33 protein-coding genes and 1 tRNA gene are annotated in these 25,531 nt (G+C 69.7%); 19 read left to right on the forward strand and 15 right to left on the reverse strand.

What is annotated here, in order from left to right; genetic code table 11:
• Window positions 1-95: 95 nt before the first annotated feature.
• Window positions 96-185: transfer RNA gene (locus ACZ6SA_RS33910), tRNA-Ser, on the reverse strand.
• A 51-nt stretch (window positions 186-236) separates the two neighbouring features.
• Between ACZ6SA_RS33910 and ACZ6SA_RS33915 the strand changes: the two genes are divergently transcribed.
• Window positions 237-563 carry an STAS domain-containing protein gene (locus ACZ6SA_RS33915; protein WP_443154396.1) on the forward strand — a complete coding sequence of 109 codons (327 nt, stop codon included), beginning with the start codon at window positions 237-239 and terminating at the stop codon, window positions 561-563.
• A 109-nt stretch (window positions 564-672) separates the two neighbouring features.
• On the opposite strand, the gene ACZ6SA_RS33920 is transcribed toward ACZ6SA_RS33915, so the two are convergent.
• Genes ACZ6SA_RS33920 through ACZ6SA_RS33945 form a run of 6 tightly spaced genes read right to left on the reverse strand, consistent with a single transcriptional unit; the run spans window position 673 to window position 5,226 of the window.
• Window positions 673-1,518 (reverse strand): NUDIX hydrolase, encoded by an 846-nt coding sequence (locus tag ACZ6SA_RS33920; RefSeq protein ID WP_347645961.1) that lies wholly within the window; start codon window positions 1,516-1,518, stop codon window positions 673-675.
• 10 nt (window positions 1,519-1,528) lie between these two features.
• Entirely contained in the window at window positions 1,529-2,260 is a 732-nt protein-coding gene (locus ACZ6SA_RS33925; protein ID WP_347645962.1) for a M15 family metallopeptidase, read from the reverse strand.
• Window positions 2,261-2,289: 29 nt separating this feature from the next.
• On the reverse strand, window positions 2,290-2,730 hold the full coding sequence (locus ACZ6SA_RS33930; protein WP_465832801.1) for a universal stress protein: 441 nt from the start codon (window positions 2,728-2,730) through the stop codon (window positions 2,290-2,292).
• A 47-nt stretch (window positions 2,731-2,777) separates the two neighbouring features.
• The gene (locus tag ACZ6SA_RS33935; protein WP_347645964.1) at window positions 2,778-3,014 is read right to left on the reverse strand and encodes a hypothetical protein; all 237 of its coding nucleotides are present in this window, start codon (window positions 3,012-3,014) and stop codon (window positions 2,778-2,780) included.
• On the reverse strand, window positions 3,011-3,421 hold the full coding sequence (locus ACZ6SA_RS33940) for a hypothetical protein (RefSeq protein ID WP_347645965.1): 411 nt from the start codon (window positions 3,419-3,421) through the stop codon (window positions 3,011-3,013). The genes ACZ6SA_RS33935 and ACZ6SA_RS33940 overlap by 4 nt, the downstream gene beginning before the upstream one ends.
• Complete coding sequence (locus ACZ6SA_RS33945) at window positions 3,418-5,226, reverse strand: MDR family MFS transporter (protein ID WP_465832803.1); 1,809 nt, start codon at window positions 5,224-5,226, stop codon at window positions 3,418-3,420. Before ACZ6SA_RS33945 ends, ACZ6SA_RS33940 begins: the two co-directional genes overlap by 4 nt.
• A 108-nt stretch (window positions 5,227-5,334) precedes the next feature.
• Between ACZ6SA_RS33945 and ACZ6SA_RS33950 the strand changes: the two genes are divergently transcribed.
• The 3 genes from ACZ6SA_RS33950 (at window position 5,335) to ACZ6SA_RS33960 (ending at window position 8,452) form a co-directional block, all read left to right on the forward strand.
• On the forward strand, window positions 5,335-5,901 hold the full coding sequence (locus ACZ6SA_RS33950; RefSeq protein ID WP_347645967.1) for a TetR/AcrR family transcriptional regulator: 567 nt from the start codon (window positions 5,335-5,337) through the stop codon (window positions 5,899-5,901).
• Window positions 5,902-6,039: 138 nt separating this feature from the next.
• Window positions 6,040-7,371 (forward strand): glycoside hydrolase family 6 protein, encoded by a 1,332-nt coding sequence (locus ACZ6SA_RS33955; RefSeq protein ID WP_465832806.1) that lies wholly within the window; start codon window positions 6,040-6,042, stop codon window positions 7,369-7,371.
• A 94-nt stretch (window positions 7,372-7,465) separates the two neighbouring features.
• The gene (locus ACZ6SA_RS33960; protein WP_347645969.1) at window positions 7,466-8,452 is read left to right on the forward strand and encodes an LLM class flavin-dependent oxidoreductase; all 987 of its coding nucleotides are present in this window, start codon (window positions 7,466-7,468) and stop codon (window positions 8,450-8,452) included.
• Between the two features lie 8 nt (window positions 8,453-8,460).
• On the opposite strand, the gene ACZ6SA_RS33965 is transcribed toward ACZ6SA_RS33960, so the two are convergent.
• The 3 genes from ACZ6SA_RS33965 to ACZ6SA_RS33975 all read right to left on the reverse strand — a co-directional run bounded on the left by ACZ6SA_RS33965 (window position 8,461) and on the right by ACZ6SA_RS33975 (window position 10,402).
• The gene (locus tag ACZ6SA_RS33965; RefSeq protein ID WP_465832808.1) at window positions 8,461-8,898 is read right to left on the reverse strand and encodes a hypothetical protein; all 438 of its coding nucleotides are present in this window, start codon (window positions 8,896-8,898) and stop codon (window positions 8,461-8,463) included.
• A 10-nt stretch (window positions 8,899-8,908) separates the two neighbouring features.
• Complete coding sequence (locus ACZ6SA_RS33970; RefSeq protein ID WP_347645971.1) at window positions 8,909-9,967, reverse strand: DUF6745 domain-containing protein; 1,059 nt, start codon at window positions 9,965-9,967, stop codon at window positions 8,909-8,911.
• An 87-nt stretch (window positions 9,968-10,054) separates the two neighbouring features.
• Window positions 10,055-10,402 (reverse strand): helix-turn-helix transcriptional regulator, encoded by a 348-nt coding sequence (locus ACZ6SA_RS33975; protein ID WP_465832811.1) that lies wholly within the window; start codon window positions 10,400-10,402, stop codon window positions 10,055-10,057.
• Window positions 10,403-10,700: 298 nt separating this feature from the next.
• On the opposite strand from ACZ6SA_RS33975, the gene ACZ6SA_RS33980 reads away from it, so the two are divergent.
• Window positions 10,701-11,033: an STAS domain-containing protein gene (locus ACZ6SA_RS33980; RefSeq protein WP_347645973.1), complete on the forward strand. Its 333-nt coding sequence runs from the start codon at window positions 10,701-10,703 to the stop codon at window positions 11,031-11,033.
• A 28-nt stretch (window positions 11,034-11,061) separates the two neighbouring features.
• On the opposite strand, the gene ACZ6SA_RS33985 is transcribed toward ACZ6SA_RS33980, so the two are convergent.
• A complete protein-coding gene (locus tag ACZ6SA_RS33985; protein WP_347645974.1) occupies window positions 11,062-11,523 on the reverse strand; it encodes a VOC family protein in 462 nt (153 codons plus the stop codon).
• Entirely contained in the window at window positions 11,520-12,104 is a 585-nt protein-coding gene (locus ACZ6SA_RS33990) for a DinB family protein (protein ID WP_347645975.1), read from the reverse strand. The genes ACZ6SA_RS33985 and ACZ6SA_RS33990 overlap by 4 nt, the downstream gene beginning before the upstream one ends.
• A gap of 60 nt (window positions 12,105-12,164) precedes the next feature.
• Here ACZ6SA_RS33990 and ACZ6SA_RS33995 point away from each other — a divergent pair, with 60 nt between their 5' ends.
• The 3 genes from ACZ6SA_RS33995 (at window position 12,165) to ACZ6SA_RS34005 (ending at window position 14,069) form a co-directional block, all read left to right on the forward strand.
• Window positions 12,165-13,148, forward strand: a complete 984-nt coding sequence (locus ACZ6SA_RS33995; RefSeq protein WP_347645976.1) for a helix-turn-helix transcriptional regulator — start codon at window positions 12,165-12,167, stop codon at window positions 13,146-13,148.
• Between the two features lie 175 nt (window positions 13,149-13,323).
• Window positions 13,324-13,728, forward strand: a complete 405-nt coding sequence (locus tag ACZ6SA_RS34000) for a hypothetical protein (protein WP_465832814.1) — start codon at window positions 13,324-13,326, stop codon at window positions 13,726-13,728.
• Between the two features lie 35 nt (window positions 13,729-13,763).
• A complete protein-coding gene (locus ACZ6SA_RS34005; protein ID WP_347645978.1) occupies window positions 13,764-14,069 on the forward strand; it encodes a hypothetical protein in 306 nt (101 codons plus the stop codon).
• Between the two features lie 10 nt (window positions 14,070-14,079).
• Here ACZ6SA_RS34005 and ACZ6SA_RS34010 read toward each other — a convergent pair whose 3' ends face one another.
• Complete coding sequence (locus tag ACZ6SA_RS34010; RefSeq protein WP_347645979.1) at window positions 14,080-15,030, reverse strand: helix-turn-helix domain-containing protein; 951 nt, start codon at window positions 15,028-15,030, stop codon at window positions 14,080-14,082.
• Window positions 15,031-15,101: 71 nt separating this feature from the next.
• On the opposite strand from ACZ6SA_RS34010, the gene ACZ6SA_RS34015 reads away from it, so the two are divergent.
• A complete protein-coding gene (locus ACZ6SA_RS34015; RefSeq protein WP_347645980.1) occupies window positions 15,102-15,434 on the forward strand; it encodes a cupin domain-containing protein in 333 nt (110 codons plus the stop codon).
• A 47-nt stretch (window positions 15,435-15,481) separates the two neighbouring features.
• On the opposite strand, the gene ACZ6SA_RS34020 is transcribed toward ACZ6SA_RS34015, so the two are convergent.
• Both ACZ6SA_RS34020 and ACZ6SA_RS34025 read right to left on the reverse strand, forming a co-directional pair.
• Entirely contained in the window at window positions 15,482-15,868 is a 387-nt protein-coding gene (locus tag ACZ6SA_RS34020; protein WP_465832817.1) for a hypothetical protein, read from the reverse strand.
• 156 nt (window positions 15,869-16,024) lie between these two features.
• Window positions 16,025-17,209: a PucR family transcriptional regulator gene (locus tag ACZ6SA_RS34025; RefSeq protein ID WP_465832819.1), complete on the reverse strand. Its 1,185-nt coding sequence runs from the start codon at window positions 17,207-17,209 to the stop codon at window positions 16,025-16,027.
• A gap of 574 nt (window positions 17,210-17,783) precedes the next feature.
• Between ACZ6SA_RS34025 and ACZ6SA_RS34030 the strand changes: the two genes are divergently transcribed.
• The 10 genes from ACZ6SA_RS34030 (at window position 17,784) to ACZ6SA_RS34075 (ending at window position 25,525) form a co-directional block, all read left to right on the forward strand.
• Window positions 17,784-18,509 carry a hypothetical protein gene (locus ACZ6SA_RS34030; protein ID WP_347645983.1) on the forward strand — a complete coding sequence of 242 codons (726 nt, stop codon included), beginning with the start codon at window positions 17,784-17,786 and terminating at the stop codon, window positions 18,507-18,509.
• 184 nt (window positions 18,510-18,693) lie between these two features.
• Window positions 18,694-19,086, forward strand: coding sequence for an SHOCT domain-containing protein (locus ACZ6SA_RS34035; protein WP_347645984.1), 393 nt, complete (start codon window positions 18,694-18,696; stop codon window positions 19,084-19,086).
• Between the two features lie 279 nt (window positions 19,087-19,365).
• A complete protein-coding gene (locus ACZ6SA_RS34040) occupies window positions 19,366-20,187 on the forward strand; it encodes an FCD domain-containing protein (protein WP_347645985.1) in 822 nt (273 codons plus the stop codon).
• Window positions 20,174-20,908 carry an amino acid ABC transporter ATP-binding protein gene (locus ACZ6SA_RS34045; RefSeq protein WP_443154376.1) on the forward strand — a complete coding sequence of 245 codons (735 nt, stop codon included), beginning with the start codon at window positions 20,174-20,176 and terminating at the stop codon, window positions 20,906-20,908. The genes ACZ6SA_RS34040 and ACZ6SA_RS34045 overlap by 14 nt, the downstream gene beginning before the upstream one ends.
• Window positions 20,909-20,927: 19 nt before the next feature.
• Window positions 20,928-21,785, forward strand: coding sequence for a transporter substrate-binding domain-containing protein (locus tag ACZ6SA_RS34050; protein WP_347645986.1), 858 nt, complete (start codon window positions 20,928-20,930; stop codon window positions 21,783-21,785).
• A 3-nt stretch (window positions 21,786-21,788) separates the two neighbouring features.
• A complete protein-coding gene (locus tag ACZ6SA_RS34055) occupies window positions 21,789-22,544 on the forward strand; it encodes an amino acid ABC transporter permease (protein ID WP_465832823.1) in 756 nt (251 codons plus the stop codon).
• A 2-nt stretch (window positions 22,545-22,546) separates the two neighbouring features.
• Window positions 22,547-23,188 carry an amino acid ABC transporter permease gene (locus ACZ6SA_RS34060; protein ID WP_347645988.1) on the forward strand — a complete coding sequence of 214 codons (642 nt, stop codon included), beginning with the start codon at window positions 22,547-22,549 and terminating at the stop codon, window positions 23,186-23,188.
• A 32-nt stretch (window positions 23,189-23,220) separates the two neighbouring features.
• On the forward strand, window positions 23,221-24,204 hold the full coding sequence (locus ACZ6SA_RS34065; RefSeq protein WP_465832825.1) for an arginase family protein: 984 nt from the start codon (window positions 23,221-23,223) through the stop codon (window positions 24,202-24,204).
• 66 nt (window positions 24,205-24,270) lie between these two features.
• Window positions 24,271-24,699, forward strand: a complete 429-nt coding sequence (locus ACZ6SA_RS34070) for a DUF1801 domain-containing protein (protein ID WP_347645990.1) — start codon at window positions 24,271-24,273, stop codon at window positions 24,697-24,699.
• Between the two features lie 10 nt (window positions 24,700-24,709).
• Entirely contained in the window at window positions 24,710-25,525 is an 816-nt protein-coding gene (locus ACZ6SA_RS34075; RefSeq protein ID WP_347645991.1) for a class I SAM-dependent methyltransferase, read from the forward strand.
• Window positions 25,526-25,531: the final 6 nt, after the last annotated feature.

Below are 25,531 nucleotides of genomic sequence, written 5' to 3' on the forward strand. Positions count from 1 at the left end.
ACCCCACCCGTGACTACCAACCCCAGGCAAACCCCAACACGACGAAACCCCCGAACCCGTAGGTTCGAGGGTTTCCGATGTCCTGAGACATCACATGGCGGAGGGTGTGGGATTCGAACCCACGAGGCCATCGCTGACCTGGCCGCTTTCAAGGCGGCTGCACTCGTCCACTATGCGAACCCTCCTGTGCGGAACCCACGATAGCGGCTGTGGTGGCAGGGGTGTACGTTCAGGAGGTGGCGGATCTAGACGTCGAGGTGGAGCGGGGGCCGTGTCGCGCGCTGGTGCGGCTCGACGGCGACCTCGACAAGCTCACGGCGCCGCTGCTCAAGGAGTGGTTGGTCAAGCTCTACACCGAGGGCTTCGTGCAGGTCGTCATCGACACCTCCAGGCTCGAGTTCTGTGACTCCAGCGGCCTGTGGGCGCTGGTGGAGCACCGGCGCCGGGTGGCCGAGCACGCGGGGTCGTTACGGCTCGTCGGGGTGCACGGCGTGCTGCAGCGGGTGCTCGACGTGACGCGGCTCAAGGCCGCCTTCGACAGCGTCGCGTCCGCCGACGGCTGACACGGCTCAGAGCCGGCGTCCACAGTGCGCCGACGGCTGATGCGCCTCAGGGCCGGCGTCCGCGGTGTCGCGTGCGCGGACGGCCGGCGTGCCGGGCCGCTGGCGGGGTCTACGTGCCGAGCTGGGCCAGCAGCCACTTCGGGCCCATGGTCTCGGCGCCCAGCGCGCCGACCCGCTCCTTCAGCCCCCGGTCGGCGGTGACGACGACCACGCGCTCCCACGGCCTGGCCCTGCGCACGACGTCGACGATCGCGTCGTCGCCGCTGCCGGTGGCCGCGACCACCTGGATGCCCGGCACGTCCGGCGCGTTCCTCGCCGCGCCCTCGACGACCGCCACCATCCTGGGGAACCACTGGGCCAGCACCGGATGCGCCAGCCGGTGCCGGGAGACGTCCTGGAGCAGGCGGGTCGCGGCGCCGAGCCGGTCGTTCCACCAGCCGTGCTCGGCCCGCGCGCCGACGATGTTGGCCACGTCGAGGACGATGATCTCGGGCTTGATCGCCGCCTGCACCTCACCCCAGGTCGCGGCGAAGCCCGGATGGAGGTTTCTGCCGGTGATCTCGGGCAGCGGCAGCCAGCGCAGCTCGTCGCTCTCGGCGTTGGCGGGCGCCGCGGCCAGCAGCTCGGCCGACTCGGCGATCACCGTCTCGAACGCCCACCCGCCGTGGTCGTCGAGGTAGACGCCCTGCACGCGGAGCGCGTCGCCGGCGAGCGCGGCCTCCTCGTGGGCCTCGCGCAGCGCGCTGGTGACGGCGTCCTCGTGGCTGTCCCGGGCTCCGCCCGGCAGGCCCCACGTGCCGCCGTGGTGGCTCCACACGGCGCGTTTCTGCATGAGCACGTGCGGGACGCCGCGGTCGTCATGGTGGACGATGAGAAGTCCTGACGCGCCGTGGATGCCCCAGTGGCGGTGCCCCAGGCCGCATTCGGTCCAGCCGTCGCCGTCTCTGGCCGTCATGGCGTGATGCTCAGCCTCCGCCCTTGGAGAAATGCTGGTAGTCCTTGGTGCCCGACCAGTAGCCGCCCCACTCCCAGCCGACCCGGGCGAACGCCTTGACGACCTTGTCACCAGGATTTATCACACCTTTACCCTTAGTTGGGCGCTGGGTGAACTTTTTCGCATTCTGGTGTGCGGTGTTGCCACTGGCGGTGACATATGGGTTCTCGCGGGGATTGATGTCTATCGCTGCGCCGTAGGCGTGATTGGACCAATTGCTCGATCCGGTGGCCCGGCGGCAGTTGAAGGCCGAGGTGTTGTCGGCGTCGATCGAGTCGTAGTCGTCCGCCTTGTACGCGTCGACCAGCTCCATCTTCCGGATCGGCCAGCGCTCGTCGTACAGCTTCTCGAAGACCGTCACGATGTCGTCGGTGACCGTCTTGCGCACCACCAGCTCCCCGGTGTGCGGCTTGTCGTCGAATCCCCAGTACGTCAGCGTGACCAGCCGCAGGTCGCGGTAGGAGACCGGGCAGCCGGCCTTCCAGGAGTACGGCAGGCGGTCGCGGGTGACCCGCGAGACCTTGGCGCTGAACGGCGGCGGGCCCGTCGGCTCGGGCGTGACGGCCACGGGCCTGGACGTCTCGTGTGGCGGATCGGACGCAGGGGGGACGGGAACGGAGGTCGTGGGCGAGGCGCCCCGCTCCTGAGCCCCACAGGAAACGGACGCGAGCACCACGAACGCCATGGCGGCAGTACGTTTCATCTGGCCACCATATGCGACGTCGGAGCAGGTCAGGGGACGATCAGCACCGTACGGCGAGCCCGTTTGGCCAGCTTGGCCGCCACCGAGCCGCCAAGGCGGGAGCGCGAGCGGCCCACCACGATGGCGTCGGCCCTGTAGGCGCCGGCCAGCGTCTCCAGCTCCCGCGCCGCGTCACCGCGGACGCTGACGAACCGCCAGGGGACGCCCGCGCCCTTCAGCTCGTCCCTGAGGTCCTCGGTCAGGTCGGCCGCCGCGTCGGGGATGACGGGCGACCCGTAGAGGAACCACAGTGACGGGCTGTAGAGCGACTCCACGAAGGCGACGACCAGCGCGGCGTCGTCTCTCCTGGCGAGCCCGGCCGCGTACGCGAGCGCGTTGCGGCTCGGGTCGGATCCGTCGTATCCCACGACGAGAAGGCCGGCGCCGTCCTTGCCGATCTCGAACCGCCCTGCGGGGAGCCGGCCTTCCAACGGCTCCCCGTGAGGGTCCGTGCCACTGCCGAACACGGCTGGTCTCGTCAGGTGTCGGCGTGCTTGCCGCGGCGGGTGAGCTCGCGCAGCGCGTCGGCCGCGTAGATCACGAGGGACACGAACGCGAGCGCGGCGATCGAGCCGCCGAGCCACAGGTCGTTGACGGTCGCGTCCGCGTAGGCCGCGCCGCGGGGCTGGTAGCCGACGACGAACGGGGCCGCGACGAGCCACAGGCCGCCGAGGAACAGCAGGACGAGGGCGGATACGCCCAGCTTGGCCTTCACCGGTTCTCCTCCACTCCGACCAGGGAGCCCTTGCCGTTCGGGCGAGGGGTGTTGTTCAGGTCCTCGCGCAGCGCCTCGACGAGCGGGGCGAGCAGGGTGGCCAGCTCCGCGGACGACGCCTGCGGCGCGGGGGCCGGCACCGGCTCGGGCGCCGGCTCGGGGGCGCGCTGCTTCACCTCCACCAGGCCGCGCGCCACCAGGTCCGCGTGGATGGCCAGCACGAACGCGATCGCGCCCGCCAGGCCCACGACGGCCACGCCGATGCCGGTGAAGAACTCGGAACGGGTGGCGTCCGTCCAGTCGCCGGCCTCCGGCTGGGTGCCGAGGGCGAAAGGCGCGATCATCAGCCACAACCCGGCCAGGGTGGCCAGGGCGGCCGTGACGGCGCCGACAAACTTGCGAATCATTGCGAGATTCCTCCCGTGACAAGGTCCTTCTCCGGTGGCGCGGCCTGCGCGATCAGGGCGCGCGAGGTGGGTCGCAACACGTCCTGGGCGACCGACCTGGCCCGCTCCCGCTCGGAGCGGCCGTCGGGCGGCGCCATCCTCGCGACCGCGGTGAGCAGCGCGGAGCGCTCGCCGTTCGTCCGCTCGATGCGCTGGGCCACGAGCTCCAGCAGCAGCCCGGCCAGCACCAGGTCGTCCTTGCCGAGCGGCTTGGGCTCGGGCGGCGCCGCCATGGTCGACCCGCGCAGCGGCAGCTCCTTGAGGAAGATCGTGGCCACGAACCCGATCAGGGCGATGGGCACGCCCACCATGAACACGGTCTCCAGGCCGCGGGTGAACGACTCCAGCACGATGTGCTTGATCGGCTCGGGCAGCCGCTGGATGGCGTCGGGGCTGCCGAGCTTGACGTCGGAGCCGCCGGGCAGCGCGACGTTCGCGGCCCTGAGCATCTCGGCCATCTCGTCCTTGAGCCGGTTGGTCAGGATCGCGCCGAACGCGGCCACGCCGACGGCGCCGCCCAGCGAGCGGAAGAACGACACGCCCGACGTGGTGGAGGCCATGTCGCGCGGCTCCGAGCCGTTCTGGGCGGCCAGGATGAGCATCTGCATGGACATGCCGAGCCCGGTGCCCAGCACCGCGACGTCGAACCCGATGAGCCACTCGCTGGAGTCGACGTGCAGCCTGGACAGCAGGAGCAGCCCGACGGCCACCACCAGCAGGCCCGCGACCGGAAAGAGCTTCCACCGGCCGGTCTTGGTGACGATCTTCCCGGAGATCACGCCGGAGACGAACAGCGCCGCCACCATGGGCAGCGTCATCAGACCCGAGTCGGTCGGGCTGAGCCCTTTGACGATCTGCAGGTACTGCGGCAGGTAGATCATCGCGCCGAACATCGCCATGCCGACGAACAGCGAGGCGAGGCTGGTGAGCACGAACGTACGGTTGCGGAACAACCGCGGCGGAAGGATGGGGTCGCGGGCGGTCCGCTCGGACAACACGGCGAGTGCCAGCATGAGCAGGGCGATCGCGGCGAGGAAGTAGGTCCAGACCGAGTTCCACTCGAACTCGTTGCCGCCGAGCGTCAGCAGCAGCATGAGGGCGCTCGCGCTGGCGGTGATGGTCGTCGCGCCCCAGATGTCGATCGAGGTCTCCCGCTTGACGACCGGAAGTTTCAGCACCTTCTGGATCACCAGGAAGGACACGATGGCGAACGGCACGACGACGTAGAAGCACCAGCGCCAGCCCAGCCAGTCGGCGTCCACGATGAACCCGCCGAGCAGCGGGCCCGCGACCGTGGAGATGCCGAAGACCGCCCCCATGTAGCCGGAGTAGCGGCCGCGCTCGCGGGGCGAGACGATGTCACCGAGGATCACCTGGGAAAGGGCCGACAGGCCGCCGACGCCCAGGCCCTGCACGGCGCGCGCCGCGATGAGCTGCCCCATGTCCTGCGACATCCCGGCGACGACCGACGCGGCGACGAACAACCCCAGAGCGGTCTGGAAGAGCAGCTTGCGCCCGAACAGGTCGGACAGTTTGCCCCACAACGGCGTGGAGACCGTCATCGTCAGCATGGTCGCGCTCGCGACCCACGAGTACTGATCCTGCCCGCCGAGTTCCCCCACGATCGTCGGCAGCGCGGTGCCCACCACGGATGTCGAGATCATCGACGTGAGCATCGCGAGCATCAGCCCGGACATGATCTCGAGGATTTCGCGGTGGGTGTACTGCCGCTTCGTGGGGGTCGCGGCATGTGCCTGGGCTACCAAGACACCACATCCCCCCTGAAACAGTCGTGACTCAGTGGAGTATACGCCCGTTTACTAGCCGCGCGGCAAGTGGGTCGGCGGTCGCGCGCCGCCGACTAGAGTCCTGGTATGGACGGCCAGGCAACGGAGGCGGGAGCCAGGCCGCGCGACCGGGAGGCCACGCGCGAGCGCATCCTGCAGGCGGCCCGCACCCTGTTCGGCGAGCAGGGCTACGAGACGGTGACCGTACGCATGATCGCCGCGGCGGCCGAGGCCAACGTCGCCCTGGTGGGCCGCTATTTCGGCTCCAAGGCGGGGCTCTTCCACGCTGTCCTGCAGGGCGAGCCGACGCTCAACACGTTGTTCGAGGGGGACGCGGAGGCCCTGCCGCGCAGGCTGGCCGAATACGCCGCCGAGCGCATGCGGCGACCGCCGGACAGCCCGATCCTGCGGGCGCTCGAACGTTCCGCGGCACACCCCGAGGTGCGGGCCGTGGCCCGTGAGCGCCTCATCACCGCCGTGCTCAATCCCATCGCCGAGCGTCTCGACGGCCCCGACGCGCAGGTCAGGGCCCGCATGGCCACCGCGGTCTTCCTCGGCATCGGCGCCACCCGGCGCCGCCTCGGCCCGCAGGAGCCCACGCCGGCCGACGTCGACCGCCTCACCGCGGTCTTCGAGGCGTGCCTGGCCGGCTGAAAGTTTCAGCTCCCGAGGCGGCTCTGGCCTGGGGCGATGGTGTGATGACCGATCCGATGTCTTGGTGCGGGCGGTGATGGCTCCCTACATTCGGGGTGCCGGTGGGAGCGCTCCCACATGACGGACGGAGTAAAACCCATGTCTCGCAGGAAGCCCCTCCTGGGGGTGCTCCTCGCCGCGGCCGCCACGGTCGCCGCGGGGGCGGTCGTCCTCTCCTCGTCCACAGCCAGGGCCGCCGACTCCGCTTTCTACGTGGACCCCCAGACGAACGCCGCCGAATGGGTGGCCGAGAACCCGGGCGACAGCCGTACCCCCGTGATCAGGGACCGGATCGCCGCCGTGCCGCAGGGCAGGTGGTTCGCCACGTACAACCCCTCGACCGTGCGCGGCCAGGTCGACGCGTACGTCGGCGCGGCAGCGGCGGCGGGCAAGAACCCCATCATGGTCGTCTACGCCATGCCGAACCGCGACTGCGGCGGCCCCAGCGCGGGCGGCGCCCCCGACCACTCCGCCTACCGGGGCTGGATCGACCAGATCGCCGCCGGCATCGGCGGCCGGGCGGCCACCATCGTGCTGGAGCCCGACGCGCTGGCCATCATGTCCAACTGCATGAACAACTCCGAGCAGGCCCAGGTCCAGGCCTCCATGGCGTACGCGGGCAAGAAGTTCAAGGCCGCGTCGTCGCAGGCCGAGGTCTACTTCGACATCGGGCACGACGCCTGGCTGTCCGCCTCGGAGGCCGCGACCAGGCTGAACGGCGCCGACGTGGCCGGCAGCGCCGACGGCATCGCGGTCAACACCTCCAACTACCGCTCCACGCCCGGCCTGGTGTCGTACGCGAAGAACGTGCTCGCGGCGACCGGCGTGTCCGGGCTGAAGGCGGTCATCGACACCAGCCGCAACGGCAACGGCCCTTCCGGCAGCGAGTGGTGCGATCCGCCCGGACGCGCGACGGGCATCTGGAGCACCACGGACACGGGTGACTCGGCGATCGCCGCCTACCTGTGGGTCAAGCCGCCCGGCGAGGCCGACGGGTGCATCGCGGCCGCCGGGCAGTTCGTGCCGCAGCGGGCGTACGACCTGGCCATGGCCGCGCCCTCGCCCACGGTCACGCCGACCGTGACACCCACCGTGACACCCACTGTGACACCCACTGGGGGCCCCGGCGGGTGCACCGCGACGTACAAGGTGACGAACGAGTGGCAGGGCGGCTTCCAGGGCGAGGTCACCGTCACCAACACCGGCTCGTCCCCGATCGGCGGCTGGCAGGTCGGCTGGACGTTCCCCAACGGGCAGACGATCTCGCAACTCTGGAACGGCACCCTGTCCGGCGGCGGCGGCTCCGTCTCCGTCACCAACCTCGGCTGGAACGGCACCGTGCCGGCGGGCGGCAGCACCACGTTCGGCTTCCTCGCCGCTCACAGCGGCCAGAACGGCACGCCCTCCACCCTCACCTGCACCGCCTCCTGATCATTTGCCGGGCCCCGTCCGGGGCCCGGCGAAATATCCGCGCCCCGGACGATGTTGCACAGAGCCATCCGCACTCCTCGAAAGGCGCGTACCCATGGCTCTGCCGCTGTCCATACTTGATCTTGCGCACATCGGCGAGGGCGAGACGGCGCGCGACAGCTTCACCGCGAGCGTGGCGCTCGCCCAGCGCGCGGAAGAGCTCGGCTACAAGCGCATCTGGTACGCCGAGCACCACAACATGCCGAGCATCGCCTCCTCGGCGACCAGCGTGCTGATCGCCCACGTCGCCGCGCACACCAGCACCATCCGCCTCGGCGCGGGCGGCGTCATGCTCCCCAACCACGCGCCGCTGACCATCGCCGAGCAGTTCGGCACCCTGGAGACCCTGCACCCCGGGCGCATCGACCTCGGCCTCGGGCGGGCGCCGGGCAGCGACCAGCAGACCTTTCGGGCCTTGCGCCGCAGCCCGGCCTCCGCCGACTCGTTCCCGCAGGACGTGCTCGAACTCCAGGGCTACCTGACGGGCGAGTCCCGCATCCCCGGCGTCGAGGCCACGCCCGGCAAGGGCACCGACGTGCCGCTCTACATCCTCGGCTCCTCCCTGTTCGGCGCCCAGCTCGCGGCGGCGCTCGGCCTGCCGTACGCGTTCGCCTCGCACTTCGCGCCCAACGCGCTGGAGGAGGCCGTGGCCGTCTACCGGCGCGACTTCAAGCCATCGGCGCAGCTCGACCGGCCGCACGTCATCGCGGCGCTCAACGTGATCGCCGCCGAGACGACGGAGGAGGCCGAGGAGCAGTTCCTGGCCTCCAAGCGGCTCAGGGTCACCCGGTTCCTCGGCCGGGGGCGCACGTTCACGCAGGAGGAGGCCGACATGATCCTGGAGTCGCCGGCCGGGCAGCAGATCGTGCAGATGGCCAAATACTCCGCCGTCGGCAACCCGGCCGAGGTCGAGGCGTACGTCGCCCGCTTCGCCGAGCACGCCCAGGCCGACGAGCTGATCGTCGCGTTCTCCGCGGTCGACAGGAAGGCCTGGATGCGCTCGGCCGAGCTCCTCGCGGACGTTCACGGGCTGCGCGCCTGAGGTCGGAGTCAGTCGGCGACGAGGCGCATCCTGGGGCCTTCGCGCTCGCGCTGCCGCCGCACCACGTACGTGCCCGGCGCGCACCCCGTGCCTCCATGCTCGGGGTGCAGCAGGTAGACGGTGGCGTGCGCCTGGAACATGCCGATCGCCAGCCGGTCGGAGTCCATCACCTGATTCGTCCAGAGGCACGGGCCGGGGTCGGCGACGAGCGTGTGCGGGTTGCCGCCGGCCTCGCCGCGCAGCAGCTCGACGCCCGCCGACGGCACGGGCTCCCACTCGGCCTGGTGCCGGGCCTCGACGGAGCCGGCGACCATCGCGAGCGGGATGACGATGAGGTCGCCCTGGGCCTGGAGGCCGTCGACGACGGGGATGCGGACCGACTGCTCGAGGTGGTCGAGCACGGTGAGACCGGTCCGCCGGGTCAGGGAAGCAAGAGTCACGTTCATGGTCATCACCTCAGGTTCTGCGCTGGAGCAGGGAGTAGTGCTCGGCGGACAGCCCGTAGGTCCAGCCGGCGGCGGCGATCGGGTCGTCGAAGGCCGGCACGGTGAGCCCGTAGCGGCGCCGGTGGCCGTCGCGTTCGACGGATCCGTTGACGGCGAGGAGCACCCTCGTTCCCCCTCGCATGTCGTAGAGCCGCAGCTCGCAGCCCGGGTTGCCGGGGTCGGGCGCGGTGGCGACGAGCCGTAGCCCGGCCTGGCCGACGTACGCGGCCCAGCCCATGTGCTCGATCGCGCACCGCCTGACCTCCACGTTCGGCTCGTCCGCGATCCGCCGCACGTTCGGATCCGTGATCACCCAGGCGGGCACCGGCATGCCGTGCCAGGCGTGCAGGTCCCAGCCGTCCGCGTACCGCACGGCGGGGCCGTCCGCGTGGTGCGGCCGGACCTCGCCGTTCTCGCCGCACACCTCGGTGTGCAGGGCGGCGGGACGCTCGGAGACCACGCACGTGTCCTCCCTGGGCCACCACCAGCCGCACGACGTGGTCGCGGCGGTCCACAGGCCGAGGTGGCGCCGCTGCTCGCCGGTGAAGACCGCGCCGGCGGCACGGCGCAGCGCGTCGTACTCGGCGATCCAGGAGACGTACAGCGTGTCGTACCAGACGCGCCGGAGCGCCCGCGACTCGTGCGCCGCGTTCAGCGCCGGGACGAGGGTGCTGGTGACGGACCGCTGTAGGGGAAAGAACGTCGTACGGCGGACGATCTGGTCGAGCGGCTGCCGACGCGGTCTGACCCGTGCGTCGAGCTCGTGGCGCAGCGTGCTCGCCAGCGTGGACAGCCGTCCGGGCACGGGCCACTCGGCCAGGCGGTCGATGCTCTCCCAGGCGCGGGTCCCCGGCGGCACGGTCGCCAGGCCCTTGGCGGGCGACGAGACCCAGTGGAAACGGGGTGGGGGCAGGCCGATCAGTCGGTAGAGCCCCGAGATGGCGGCCTCTGCGGCCGGACGGTCGGCGGGCCGCGTCGACAACGCCCGGCCCAGCCATGCTTCGCGGATTGCGGCAGCTTCCCGCTGCACGTGGACGCTCACCGGATGCGGGTGGCGTCGTCCTTTCTCACGATCATGGATGAATGGTGACAGATCGGCGTCGCCCGTGTCCAGCGGCTAGCGGGCCTGGCCCTGCTCCTTGAGGGAGGGCGTGCCGCCATCGGGGAGATCGCGGTGGGTGAAGATGTCGATCAGCACCTGAACGGGCATGTCGGCCTCCGTGTGGTGGCGGAAGCTCAGGCCGGGCTCGATGTGGTAGTGGTTGCGGCGGCCGACCCTGTTGCGCTGGATGTAGCCGGACTCCTCCAGGTCGGAGACGATGCTCTGGGCCGCGCGCTCGGTGATGCCGATCGATGCGGCGATGTCACGGACCCTCACCTGCGGGTCGACGGCGATCGCCAGGAGCACCCGCGCATGGTTGGTCAGGAACGTCCACGCTGCGCGGCGTGCGCCTTCCTTTACCATCCCTGTACGGCTCCTCCCGGTGTCGAGCTGACCAGCAGCATACGATGATCTGCACCTCGTTGCACGAAGTTTGATTGCAGAAAAGCTATTCCGGTATTCTGCTTACTAGTTTAGCGTAGAGGTGTCCGCCCGCCCAGGCTCGACGCCCATGATGATCAGAGGGGATGCGATGTCGCACGCGAGGCACAGCGTCAAGCCGCGACCGGCTTACGGATCGCGTCGCCCTGCGAACGCGGCTCGGCACGTGCGCCGAGACCGCCACACGACTGTCGAGACCTCGTGCGCCGACGAGGGCGACATGGTCTTGTCAGCGCCTCCGCCCACGCCGGAGCACCTGTTGTACGTGGACCACATCCTGCAGGTCACCTGCACCGTCAACGCCGGGCCTTCCGTGATCCGTCTCATCGGTGAGATCGACTCCAGCAACAGCGGAGAGGTCCTGCGCACGCTGACCGAGGCCCGCTACATCGACGATCACCTGATCATCGACGTCAGCGACCTCTCCTTCGCCGACGTGTCGGCCGTACGGATTCTGCAGTCCTTCGCCTCCGGCGGCTCAACCGTCATCCGCAACGCTCAGCCGCAGCTGAGCCGCCTGGCGGGCCTGCTCGGCCTGACCCTTCTCGACTGACGTGCCGCCCCCGTTCCCGCGGGGGCGGTCAGTCCAGACAGAACTCGTTGCCCTCGGGGTCGGTCATCACGATGAATCCGGCGCTCATCTGCTGGTCGGGTTCGTGGCGGCGGACACGCGTCGCGCCCAACGCGACGAGCCGGTCGCACTCGGACTCCAGCGCCGCCATCCGCTCGTCTCCCTCCAGCCCGGGAGCCGCGCGGACGTCGAGGTGGACACGGTTCTTGGCCACCTTGTCCTCCGGCACCCGCTGGAAGAACAGGCGTGGGCCCCGCCCGTCCGGGTCCTCGACGGCCGACGCCACGTTGCGCTGGTCCTCGGGCACGCCGGCGCGCTCCAGGAAGTCCTCCCACGCGGCCAGCGGGTCGGCGCCCTCGGGCAGGTCCACCCCGGGCGGTCCGGGGTGGACGTAACCGAGCGCGTCCCGCCAGAAGGTGGACAGGGCCTTCGGGTCGTGGGCGTCGAAGGTGACCTGGATCTCGCGGCTCATCGGGCTGCTCCGTTCGCGGCTTTCGTGTGCAGGTAGAGGTCGCGCAGCAGGCACACCTCGGACATGTGGTGGATCAGCTCACGGTGGATGTGCAACACCAGATCCGCCATGGGCGCGTCCGGGTAGGGCTCCTTCTCGCCGACCGGGACCAGGAGCCCGTCCTCGCCGAGGCCGCGCACCCCGGCCAGCCAGACGTCGAGCTGGGTCTCGAGCTGGTCGAGCGCGGTGGCCGCGTCGCCCGCGTACTCCCAGGTCTCGTACGACGCGGGCGGCGCGCCGAAGTGCGCCGCGTTGCGCATGGCGAGCACGCCGACGATGACGTGGCCGAGCCGCCAGGCGATCGTGGTGAAAGGCGAGGGGGACGGCTCGGGAAAGGCGTAGTCGATCGTGAGATCCCCGGCGCCGGCCTGCACGGGCGCCGTCGAGGTCCCGCGCGGCCGCACGCTCCAGGCGTCGGGAACCGGTGACCAGAGATATTCCTCGTCGGTGAGGCCGTCGAGCCTCGGCCTGAGGTGGTGATTCCAGTGCCACTCCGCCTGCTCGCGCAGGGAGCGGTTCCAGTCGGGTGTTCGTGTGTCCATGGATTCACTGTCGCTGCACTAGCGGACAGTATCGGTCCGCTATCTGGCAGGCTGGACGTCATGGACGTGGCGAACGGTGACGAGCGGGGGACGACCGAGCGGGTGCTCACCCTGCTCGGGCTGCTGCAACAGCGCCAGCTCTGGACCGGTCCCGAGCTCGCCGGCCGGCTGGGGGTCACGCCGCGCACGGTACGCCGCGACGTCGAGCGGCTTCGCACCCTCGGCTATCCGGTGCACGCCACCCAGGGCGTCGGTGGCGGCTACCGCCTCGGCCGCGGGCAGGACCTGCCGCCGCTCCTTCTCGACGACCAGGAGGCCATCGCCATCGCGGTCTCGCTGCTGGCCGGCGCGGGCGGCGCTGTCGCCGGAGCCGGCGACGCCGCACTGGGGGCGCTGAGCAAGCTCGACCGGGTGCTTCCCGCCCGGCTGCGGCACGAGGTCCGCGCCCTTTCCGGCTCGGTCGAGTCGTTCGGCGGGGGTCGCACGCCGGTCGACCCCGAGATGCTCATGACGCTGGCCCGAGCCTGCCGCGACGAGGTCGAGGCCGGCTTCGACTACCCGTCAGGCGGCGAGGTGCGTCGGCGGCGGGTCGAGCCCTACCGCCTCGTCGCCTCCGACCGGCGCTGGTACCTCCTCGCCTACGACCTCGACCGCGACGGCTGGCGCAGCTTCCGCGTCGACCGGATGGCCGGCGTGACGGCCAGGACCTGGCGCTTCAGCCCTCGCGCGGCGCCCGACGCGGCGGCGTACGTGCAGGAGAGCGTGGCGAGCCGGGTCTACCCGCACCAGGCACGCTTTCTCGTGCACGCCCCGGCCGACACGGTGCGCGCGCAGGTCCCGCCGTCGGCGGCCGTGGTGCGACCGTGCGGAGCCGGGCGGTGCGAGGTGCTCAGCGGCGGCGGCAACCTCGACTTCGTGCTCATGCACGTGCTCCTGCTCGGGCACGCCTTCGAGGTGCTCTACCCTCCGGAGCTCGTCGGGCGCTGCCGCGAGCTGGCGGAGAGGCTGCTCGCGGCAGGCGCGGCCGACGCCGGACCGGTGTGATCATCCCCAGCACCGAGGTCTCCCCGCGCGTCGCGGCGACTTTTCCACCGGTAAATTTTGTGTAGCCGGCTTTCACGGAAACTCCGGCAGGGTGCCGACGCCGTTGTTCGCTTTTTGCGGGTGACTCTACGCTCGGCGGCGACGGGAAGTTCCTGGCCCGAAACCGGAGGCGTTTGTGAGATTTTTCGCGAGAAATGCGTTGCGGCTGGCGGCGGTCGTGGTGGCCGGTTGCGGCGTGGTGCTGGCCGGCGCCGTCAGTTCGGTGGCAGAACCGCGGCCTCCGTCCCAGCTGGCCCAGCTGGCCGGCGCCGACCTGGGCACGGTCATCACCATGGTCCCCAGCTTCTTCTGCGGAAACCGGCTGGTCGCCTACAACTCTCCTTCGTCCAACTCGCCCACGAAGTGCATCAACGGCGCTGAAAACAGCGGCAACTCCACCAACAGCGGGAATTACCACAACGAAGGCGATCCCATCAACAGCGGCAACTTCGCGAACGGGAACGGATCCACGGACAGCAACAACGCGACCAGCAGCGGCAACGCGGCCAACGGAGCCCAGACCCACTCGGTGCGCCGATGACGCACCACGCGCGGACCTTCGGGAGGACGAACGATATGAGCAGGGCCGGACTGTTGATCGCCGGTTGCGGGCTGGCGGTGCTCGCGGCCGGCACACCGGCTTCTCCAGGGCAACAGGTGCTCGTGGCGGATTCCTCGGCCTTCGCGGCGGAGACCGGAAATATCCGGCCCCGGGGAAATGCCAAGAAGGCGGGAAATTACTGGAGCAAGGGCCGGTCGGTCAACAGCGGCAACTTCTCCAACGTGATCGATTCCTACCGGTCCAACAATTCGACACGCGGCAGCGCCAACAACGTCAACGGTCCGCAACGGCTCGTCGTGAAATCCGGCAGGAGCAAGTGAGATCGCCGCGTCATCGCGGTCCGGCCCGGAACGCCCGGCGATAGGCGCCGGGCGTCGTGCCCAGGGCGTTGAGGAAACGCCTGCGGAGGTTGGTGGCCGAAGAGAGACCGACGCGGCGGGCGACGGCGTCCAGCGGGAGGTCGGACGACTCCAGCAGGCCCCGGGCGGTGGCGATCCGCTGGGCGAGCAGCCACTGCCCCGGGCTGGTGCCGAGCTGATCGACGAACCGCCGGGTGAGCGTGCGCGTCGACAGGCCCGCGTGCGCGGCCATGCTCTCGATGGTGACCGCTTCGCCGAGCCTTCCGGCGACCCACTCCAGCAACGGCGCGAGCGTGCCGTCGATCTGGACGGGGTGCGGCGGCGCCGCGTACTGCAACTGCCCGCCCTCGCGGTGCGGCGGCATGACCATGGTCCGTGCGATGTGCGCGGCGTACCAGGCGCCCTGGTCGTTGCGGACCAGGTGCATGCACAGGTCGATGCCGGCCCCGGCGCCTGCGCTGGTCGCCACGTCGCCATGGTCGACGTACAGCACATCCGGGTCGACTCGCACCTCGGGGAAACGCGTGGCGAGCTTGTCCGCCAGCGCCCAGTGTGTGGTCGCCCGCCGCCCGTCCAGCAGGCCGGCGTGCGCCAGCGCGAAGGCGCCGGAGCAGATGCTGACCACCCGCGTTCCGCGGGAGTGCGCCCGGCGCAGTGCATGAACGACCGCGGGCGCGGGCGGGACATCGGCGGGCAGCCAGCCCGGGACGATCACGGTGTCGGCACGGTCGAGCGCGTCCAGCCCGTCGGTCACGAGCATGTCGTAGCCGGCATGGGTCGCGACCGGGCCAGGACGCTCGGTGCACACGCTGAAGGTGTAGCGCTTCGGGAGCCCTGGCCGCTCGATGCCGAACACCTGGGCCGCGCAGCCGAGCTCGAAAGTGGACTGCGGCGGGCGGATCAGCGCCGTTACCCGATGCATGGCGTAAAAGTACCGCATGATGTCTTTTCTGACACTCGGCGAGGGCCATGACCGGCCGCCAGGCTGGCCCTATGACGACAGAACAGAGCGCCTCCGCCTATGCGTGGGCAGCCGTCCAGGACGCTCCGGTTCGCGAGCTTTTCCCGGGCATCCGGGCGCGGATGTTGTGGACCGGGGACAACGGCGCGAAGGCCTGCGTGCTGGAGATGGACGCGAACACCTGCTGGCAGGGGATCGACGTCCACGAACCCGGCCCCGAGGAGGTCTTCGTGGTCTCCGGCGTCTTCAACGACGGCGACCGGGACTACCCGGCCGGCTCCTTCATCCACGCCCCCGCGGGGTCCTCGCACGTTCCGCAGACGGTGACGGGCTGCACGTTGTTCCTCTTCTATCCGGAAGGCTGAAAGAGCCACCCGGCGATCCCGGGTGGCTCCGGTGACGGATGTTCCGGTCAGAACACCTGTTCGACGTTCGTGGTCCGTACGGTCCACGGCGGCCCGCACGTGCCGCGCCCGGTGAACCGGTAGCCGGCGAAGATGATCGGGCTGGCGAACTGGTAACCGTCGGAGCAGATCACCACGACCCTGATCGCCCCGCTGAACACCGAGCAGTCGATGTCGACGTAGTACGCGGGGATGGGGACGCTGCGGGAGCACGAGTAGGTGGCGGCCAGCCCGGCGCCGCCCTTGCCCTGGGCGTCAGAAAGCTCGGTCGACTGGTCGGTGAACCCGCGTTCGGGCGCCGCGGCGGCCGAACCCGTGTGGAGCGCGACAGAGAACAGCAGCGCCGCGATCGCGGCCAGCACGCCGATGAGCGTTCTTCTCGCATGTACAGCCATGTGATCGAACCTCTCGCTGGGTTTCCTGGCGGCCGGCCGAGCCTTGTCAGTGCTACTTTCGCCAAGCCAGGAGCGCCGGTCATCGTCACTTCTCGTAAATCTCCGCCGCGGCCGCCGGGGGACGGTTGTCACTGATGTCAAAGGGCTCGGGCGCGGTCAGGCCAGGCCGTGCTCGGTCCACGCGCCCGCCAGCATCCGCGTGACGGTGGTGCTCAGCACCCGTACGCCGTGCGTGGAGCCCGGCTCGATCCCCACCAGCTCCCGCACCCGCCGCAGCCGGTAGTCGAGGGTGCGGGGATGGATGTGCAGGGATTCGGCGGTACGCAGGCGGTTCATGTCGTTGCGGTAGTAGGCGTCCAGCGTGGGCACCAGTTCCGGCCCGTCGCCGAGCCGCTGCGCGGTCTCCCGTAACCACTGGTCCACCTGCGGCGTCTCCACCGCGCCGAGCTCCGCGAACACGTCGGCCACCCCGTACGACCGGCGCGGCACCCGCTCGATCGGCGCCACCCGGCTGACCTTCCGCGCCAGCGCGGCCGCCTGGACGAGCGCGCGGCGGCGCCCGTGGGCGATGCCGACGGAGCACGGCCGTCCCACGCCCTCCGCGACCGCCCGCGCCAGCGCCAGTCCTGAGCCCTCCGCGGCCGCCCGGTGCTCCGGCCGCGCCCCGTGGTACGGCACGAGCGCCACGAACTCGTCCGGCTCCTGCCATCCGAACGGCACGCGATGCCGCTGCAGCAGGGTGCACACGACCTCCTCCCTGCACTCCTTCGGCGGCGCCGTGGCCACCCGGACCACCGTGACCAGGTAGTGCTCGGCCAGCGGCACTCCGAGGCTGCCGGCCAGCCCGCCGGCCATGGGGTCGTCGTGCAGCACCATGGTGGCCAGCAGGTGGACGCGCGAGGCGGTCGGCAGGAAACGCTCGTATCCCCGGAAGTAGCCGCGGGTGTAGGCCGCCTGCGCCGTCGCGCCCTGCTGGGCCAGCCAGTCGATCATGCGCATCGTGTCGGTCAGGTCGCCGGGCCCGGCCGCCTCGGAGATCTCTCGCATGGTGAAGGCCGCGTGCAGCGCGAGCGCGCCGCGCTGGCATCCCGGAGCCACGCCCTGCATGCCGCGCTGCTCGCCGACCGACTCGATGAAGGCCAGGTCGCTGTCCAGCAGCGGCTCGCCGGAGGCGGCCAGGTCGGCCGTCCGCTGCCGTACGACGACCGCGAACTCCATCATCGACGCCCGCGCTCTCGGCTCGATCGCCTGGAAACCGGCGAGCTCGCCGACGCAGGCGTCCACCACCCTCCTCGCGTTGTCGTCGACCCGGTTTTTGAGCATGCCGAAGAGGTCGCCCATGAATTCTCCCCGTGACGTCGCCATTGGTCGTGTCTCCCTGAAACGCGCGTCCGGTATTCGTCGGCCGGATGCTTTCGTATCAGTGGGTTTCTTGGAAATCGGCGCGTGACCAGGTGGGGAAGGTGGAAAGCGCCATTATGGCCGTGGGGTGCGGTGAAAGTTTCATGCGGCCGGTGATTCGTGATGACCGAAATTGTGACGCACGATCACGAGGTGATTGCATTCCGCCTCGGTGCGCTCGGGCGGGCCCGGCAACAATGGCCCGACTAAGGATTTTCCACGGGTCTGACCCTCTGTGGGGAGAAGGATTAGCACTGTTTCCTCCGCGCTGTGGCCCGGATTGGCTGAAGGACCCGGAAGAGTACGAACCCGACCTGGCTCCGAGGGCCCCGGCTCGGACAGCCGGCCGGGACCCGCGCGTGGACGGATGCCGGTCAAATGCCTCGTCCCGTCAGACGAAGGCCCCCCGGCGAAGTCCACCTGGCACAATCGCACCTCACCTGCTTTGACCCCATAGACCCGATCTGCACGGCTGTGACCAGTCGCCCGCGTACGCGTCTCATCGGAGCTCACGATGCCCTCGAGTTACCAGGCGTTCGTCGAACGCGCAGCAGCCGACCCCGCCGTCGTCGGCCTCGTGCTCAAGGGCTCCCACGCCCACGACGGCATGACTACCGAGCACTCCGACCACGACCTGTACGTCGTCCTCGCCGACGGCGCCACCACGGATCTCACCCGGTTCGCGGGCCACCGCAGCCCCGAACTCGACCTCGTCATCGTCTCCCTCGCCGAGTTCCGTACGGTCGGCATGCCCGGCTTCGAGCGCTACGCCCTCGCCCGCGCCAGGATCGTGCTCGACCGCCTCGACGGAGGCATCGCCCGGATCGTGGCGGCCAAGGCGCGGCTCGGCGCCGACGAAGCGTTCCGCGACTGCGGCGAATGGCTCGACGCGTACGCCAACTCCCTTTACCGATCCGTCAAGAACGACCGCGACGGACACGCGCTGGCCGCCCGGCTCGACGCCGCCGACAGCGTCAGGTTCCTGCTGGAACTGCTCTTCGCCATGGACCGCCGCCCCCGCCCCTACAACAAGTACCTGGAGTGGGAGCTCACCCGGCATCCGCTGCCGGGCTGGGACACCGGCAGGTTGCTGGACGCCGCCGACCGCATCTCGGCAACGGGTGATGTGCTCGTGCAGCGCCGCCTCTTCGCCCAGGTCGAGGCGGCGGCCCGGCACGCCGGGCACGGCGCGGTGCTGGACGCATGGGGCGAGGACCTCGACCTGATGCGACCGCAGTAATCTCCCGCGGCTGCCGGAGAAAAAGTCGAGGTGATCCATCCTAAAATCTCGTGCCATTTCGCGCGTTTTCTTGATTGGCGGTTTGCTCGCGGTGGGAGGGTTTTCGTAGACTGCTTTCATCCTATGGCTCTCCGGTGACGTATCCAGAAACGCCGGACAGGCTAGGTGGAAGGGGCGAGGGCCAATGGATGATTATCCGTTGCTCAATATCTTCCTCACGATGATGTGGTTCTTCCTCTGGGTCCTGTGGCTGATGCTGCTCTTCCAGATCATCATCGACATCTTCCGCGACGACAGGCTGAGTGGCTGGGGCAAGGCGGGCTGGTCGATCTTCGTCATCGTGCTGCCGTTGCTGGGCGCCCTTGTGTACCTGATCGCTCGCGGCAAGGGGATGGGCGAGAGAGAACTCGCGGTGAGGGCCGGACGCGAGTCCCGCTACTACGAAGCCGTCGAACGCCGCCTGGGGCGGACGACCGGACAGGCCGACGAACTCACTCGTCTGGCCGATCTCAAGAACCATGGTGAACTCACCGCGGAGGAGTACGAGCACGCCAAGGCCAAAGTCCTGGCGATGTGAAGGGCCTGGTGCCGGTCGGGTGGACCGGGTGGTGTGCTCTCTCATGCCGGGGCAGCCACGTCGGAATCGCCGGCGCCGTTCGTCGCCCCGCTCCCGCCTGACCGTCGCCGGGAACCCACGCCAGGCCAGCCGTAACCTTACCTTTACCTAAATGCATCACGCCTGTAACCCATGACGGACGTCTGTCAGATTTGACTGATGTACCAACGCGGCAAAGAGGTACAAAACGGGACATAACGGACATGGGCTCGTGGGTGGTCCGCCGGTGGGAGTGGTGTGGTGAAGGTGGAGGAACGCTCGGCTGACGCCATCCTCGAGGTGCTCGCCGGAGCGCCGGAACCGCTGGGCGCGCGGCAGGTGCTGCAGGCGCTGAAGCTGGACACCGACCTGGAGATCAGCGAGGCCACGGTCGCCCGGCGGCTGCGACTGCTGGACCGGCGCGGGCTCACCGTGGCTGCGGGGACCAAGGGCCGGATGCTCACCTCGTCCGGCCGCCAGCACGTCGCCGCGGTGCTGCGCGGGCGCACCACCGCGACCCGGTTCCTGGAAGGCACGCAGGTACGTACCTCTGAAGGGCTGATCAACCTGCTGCGTGCGCGGCGGACGGTGGAGCCCGAGGCGGCCAGGGAAGCGGCGCTCGCCCAGGACAACGGCTCCTCGGCGGAGGCGCTCACCCGGCTGGTCGAGCGGCACGGCAGGCATTTCGCCGACGTTCACGAAGTGCCGCGGGACATCGCGCTGACCTTTCATCGCCGGGTGGCCAGGTGCACCCGCAATCCGATCGTGAAGGCCATGCTCGACGTCGTCCTCGATCCGGCGCTCGACCGCCTGGAGGCGGCCCTGGACGTCGTGCTCGACTCGCACCGTTCCGGCGAGGTCACGGTGATCGAGCACCAGCGGATCGCCGACGCGATCGCCGCGGGGCGGGCGGACGCGGCGGAGGAGGCGATGCGCGCCCACATGGATCGATTGCTGGACGAGGCCGGCCGCTTCCTCACCGAAGAGACCGCCCCCATCGTCGAGCGGCTGCTCACCTGGGGCATGCCCGGACCTACCGGACACGACACGCGCGGAGGGCCTGAGCCGGATGCCGATCATTGAGTTCACCGGCGTACAGAAGTCGTACGGCGACCTTGAGGTGCTGAACGGCATCGACCTGTCGGTCGCCGAGGGCGAGGTGGTGGTTCTGCTCGGCCCGTCAGGCTCGGGCAAGAGCACGCTGCTGCGCTGCATCAACGCCCTGGAGGACGTCTCCGGCGGCACGATCGTGGTCAACGGCCGCGATCCGCACAACAAGGCCACGAACCTGAACGAGCTGCGGAGCGGAGTGGGCTTCGTCTTCCAGCACTTCAACCTCTACCCGCACATGACGGTGGCGCAGAACATCATGCTCGCCCCCGTCAGGGTGAAGAAGGTCTCCAAGGACGTGGCCCGCCGCCGGGCGATGGACCTGCTGGAACGGGTGGGGATGCCGGAGAAGGCGGACAGCCTGCCCACGCAGCTCTCCGGCGGGCAACAGCAGCGGGTGGCCATCGCCCGCGCGCTGGCCATGGACCCGGCGATCATGCTGTTCGACGAGCCGACCAGCGCCCTGGACCCGGAGATGATCCAGGAGGTCCTGGAGGTCATGGTCGACCTGGCCGGCAGCGGGATGACCATGGTCGTGGTCACGCACGAGATGGGTTTCGCGCGCAAGGTGGCCGACCGGGTCGTGTTCATGGACGGCGGTCGCGTCGTGGAGTGCGCCGCGCCCGAGGACTTCTTCGCCAGCCCGTCGACCGAGAGGGCCCAGGAGTTTCTGCGCCGGGTCTCACATATCTGACAGAGAGGTGCCTGTACGGATGAAAGGGGTCGTGTGCCTGGCGCTCGCGCTGCTCCTGCTCACCGCCTGCGGTGACCGCCCGAGGGCGGGGCTGTCCCCGGTGGCGGAGACCAAGGGCGGGACCGGAGTCAACTCGATGGAGAAGATCAGGAAACGCGGGGAGATCGTGTTCGGAGTCAAGTTCGACACCCCGCCGTTCGGGTCGATCGGGCAGGGCGAAACCGAGCCGGAAGGCTTCGAGATCGACCTCGTCACGGAGGTCGCCAAGCGGCTGAAGGTCAGGCCGAAGTTCGTCGAGGTCAACCCGAAGAACCGGGTGGCCAACCTGGACAGCGGGAAGATCGACGTGATCACCGCGACCATGATCGCGACTCGGGCGCGTGACAGGGCGGTCGACTTCTCCGAGCCGTACTTCGAGGACGACCAGCGCCTGATGGTGCGCGGCGACTCCAAGATCTCCAGCGTCGACCAGCTCGACGGCAAGACGGTGGCGCTGGTCCAGGGCTCGACGGAAGAGAGCGTGCTGAGGGAGAAGGCGCCGGGCGCGAAGATCCTCAGCTTCCAGTCCTGGCCCACGGCGCTGCAGTCACTGCTGCGCGGCGACGCCGACGCCGTCAGCACCACCGTCGGCATCCTCACCGGCCTGAAGTCGGCCGCCGACAAGGCGGGCGAGCAGGTCAAGATCGTCAGCCCGGGGATCGCGCAGGGACCGCTCGCCATGGGGTTCCGCCAGGGCGACGCCGCCCTCCGCGACGAGGTCAACACCGCGCTGATGGGCATGGCCGAGGACGGCACCTACGACCGCATCTACGCCAAGTGGTGGGGCAAGGTGCTGCCCGAGCCGTACGAGATCCGTGTCCTTCCCGCGGGGTCCTGAGCCATGTTCAACGACCTCAGCTGGTCCGTGGTGCTCGAGGATCCGGGCAGGAGCTTCCTGCTGCACGGCGCGTGGGTGAGCCTCCAGCTCGCCGTGCTCGCCATCATCGGCTCCACGGTGGTGGGCACGCTGGTGGCGCTCGGCCGCGTGTCGACAGCACCCGCGCTCGCGCCACTTCGCTGGCTGCTCTCCGCCTACGTCGAGTTCTTCCGTAACGTGCCGCTGCTCGTGCAGCTGGTCTTCTGGAGCTTCGGCATGTTCAGCCTGGACCTTGTCAGGGCCGCTGCCGCGCCGCTGAACCCGGTCTACAGCAACCAGTTCCTCGCCGGGCTGCTCGGCCTGACGATCTACACCTCGGCGTACGTGGCGGAGGCGCTGCGCAGCGGGATCCAGTCGGTGCCCAGAGGGCAGCTGGAGGCGGCCAGGGCCGGCGGCCTCGGCTACTGGACGGCGATGCGCGCGGTGGTGTTGCCGCAGGCGTTCGCGCTGGCCTTCCCCGCGATCGGCAACCAGTACATCAGCGCCACCAAGAACACCTCCGTCGTCATGGCCATCGGCGTCACCGACCTGGTCTTCCAGGCGCAGCAGATCGAGTCGGCCACCTTCGCCGCATTCGAGGCCTACACCGCTGCGCTCGTCATCTTCATCGTGATCTGCCTGGCCGAGTCCGCGCTGCTGGCTCTGATCGTCCGGGGAATGCTGACCAGGATGCGGCCGGGCGCCAGGACCGCCACCCCAACGCCGGCGTTGGAGGCGTGACCATGGGCGCGATCATCGACAACCTGCCGTTCATGCTGGCCGGGCTCTGGGAGACGGCGAAGCTGGCGGTGCTGGCCATCGTGCTCAGCTCCGTGCTCGGCGTGCTGGCGGGCGCGATGCGCTCGGCCCGCTCGCGGCTCGTCCGGTGGCCGGCGATCGGCTACATCCAGCTCATCCGCAGCGCGCCACTGATCGTTTTCATCCTCTACTGCTATTTCGTCCTGGCGGACCTCGGGTTCGACCTGACCCCCTTCTGGGCGGGTGTGGTCGCGCTGGGCGTGTTCACCAGCGCCTATCTGGCGGAGATCGTCCACGCCGGCATCGCCTCCGTGCCGCCCGGGCAGTGGGAGGCCGCGCGCGCCTCCGGCCTGTCCCAGGCGAGCACGATGCGTGACGTGGTGCTGCCCCAGGCGCTGCGCCGCATGGCCCCGGCACTGGTGTCGGAGTTCATCAAGCTGATCAAGGACACCTCGCTGGTCTCGATCATCGGGGTCTTCGAGTTCTTCCACCGGGTCGAGGTCACCAACTCCCGGCTGCTGACCGAGCCGTTCGCGGTGCTCGGCTTCGCCGCCGTCTGCTACTTCCTGCTCAACTATGGGCTCAGCCGCGTCGCTCGCCGTCTTGAGCTGCGGCTGGATGCCTGACGCATCACCTACAAGAAGGAAAATCACGCACTATGTCGGATCTACGGCTCAACCTTCCGTTCGTTGGCATCCCGAGCTTCCAGCGGTCGCCCATCGTGAGCGACCTCTCCCAGCTGGATGCCGACCTGGCCATCCTGGGGGTGCCCAACGACGAGGGCTCTCCCTGGTACCCGGGCGCGCGGATGGCACCGCGGGCGATCCGGGAGCAGTCGGTACGGTACGCCGGCTACGGCCGCATGCAGGCCAGGTCCGGATATTTCGACATTGAGGAGGACAGGCGCTTCCTCGAGTACGAAACCGCGAACCAGCGCATCGTGGACTGCGGCGACGTCGACATCATCTACTCCAACCCCGAGCAGACCTTCAAGAACATCACCCGCAACACCGCCCAGATCCTGGAGGCCGGAGCCGTCCCCATCGTCCTCGGCGGCGAGCACTCGGTCACCTACGGCGTGGTGCGGGCCTACGAGGAGCCGGTCTGCGTCGTCCACTTCGACGCGCACCTCGACTACCGGCCCTTCATCCACGGCGCCGAATACGGCAACGGCAGCCCCATGCTCAAGATCGGGAAACTGCCGAACGTCGAGAAGATCGTCCAGATCGGCAGCCGCGGCATGCGGGCCGCCCAGGACGACCTCGCCGAGAGCCGCGCCAACGGCAACGACGTGTTCACCATGAAGGGCTTCAGGAAGGCCGGCATCGACGACGTGCTCGCGACCCTGCCCAAGGGCAGGAAGGTGTACGTCAGCGTCGACATCGACGTGCTCGACATGCCGCTCGTGCCCGGATGCGCCTCCGCCGAGGCGGACGGCATGTCGTACGAGGAACTCCGCCAGACGATCTTCGCGATCGTCCGCGAGCACGAGCTCGTCGGTTTCGACGTCGTGGAGATCAACCCGATGCTGGACGTGGCCTCCAACGTCACCTCCCAGCTCGGCGCCCAGCTGGCCATCGAGACGATGGCCCGCGCCGTCGAGAACCCCGAATACCTGCGCCGCAAGGGCCGCCTGTCCTGACACCCGGTCCCGCGCGGGGACCTGACCGGCGCCCCGCGCGGCGACCACGTGGAGGATGATGTCCTCATGAGTCCAGCGCCGAAGAAGGCACCCGCCATGAGCCCCACCGGCGCATCGGTCGAGGAGTTCCTGGCCGCGGTGCCGGTCGAGACCCGGCGAGCGGACGCCGAGCAGGTGTCCTCGCTCATGGCGGAGATCACCGGGGAGCCGCCGGCGATGTGGGGCACGAGCATCGTCGGGTTCGGCGCCTATCACTACCGCTACGCCAGCGGCCACGAGGGAGACGCGCCCCTGACCGGCTTCTCCCCGCGCAAGGCGCACCTGGTCGTCTACCTGGTCGCCGGGTACGAGGACCGCTGTCCCGCGGCGCTCGCCCGCCTCGGGCCGTACAAGGCGGGCAAGGGATGCCTCTACCTGAAGCGGTTGTCCGACGTCGACCTCGGCGCGCTGCGCGAGCTCATCGACCACTCCGTCCGCGTACACCGAGGGGCGTAGCCTGACGTCCATGCAGAAGGTGCAGCTGAGTGGCGAGAAGGCGACGATGCTCGCCACTCTGTACGGCCGGGCCGTGGACGCCGAATCCCCCACCCCCATCCTGGGCGACACGATGGCGCTCGAAGCGATGCGCGCCATCGACACCGACTTCACGAAAGTCGGCTTGAGGCGCGGCGACGCCGTGACCGTCGCCATGCGCGCCAGACACCTGGACGACTGGACGCGCGACTTCCTCGCCGAGCATCCGGAGGCGATCGTGCTGCACCTGGGGTGCGGCATGGACACCCGGGTCCACCGCGTCGACCCCGGGCCGGGCGTGCACTGGTACGACGTGGACTTCCCGGAGGTCATCGACCTGCGCGAGCGCCTCTACCCGGCACGCGACCACCACACCGTGATCCCCTCGTCGGTCACCGACCTGGCCTGGCTCGACCGGGTGGAGGGCGACCTTCCCGTACTGGTCGTCGCCGAGGGCCTGACCATGTACCTCGAAGAGGGAGAAGGCCACGCGCTGTTCCGCGCGATCATCGACCGGTTCCCCTCCGGCCGGTTCGTGTTCGACGCGTTCAGCAGGCGCGGCATCAAGTGGCAGAAGATCAACCGGGTGGTCCGGCTCGCCGGCGCGACCCTGCACTGGGGAGTGGACAACCGTGCCGACCTCGAGGCCATCGACCCCCGGTTACGCGTCGTCACCGAACTGAGCGCGTTCGACCTGCCGGGATACGAAAGGCTCAAGCCCGGCTACCGCGCGCTGGTCGCGGTGGCGAGAGCGCTGCCGTTCATGCGCAGGATGGCCGTCTTCTACCGCCTGGACTTCCCCGCGTGACCGCCG

This window comes from Nonomuraea sp. NPDC049378, from assembly GCF_055586745.1.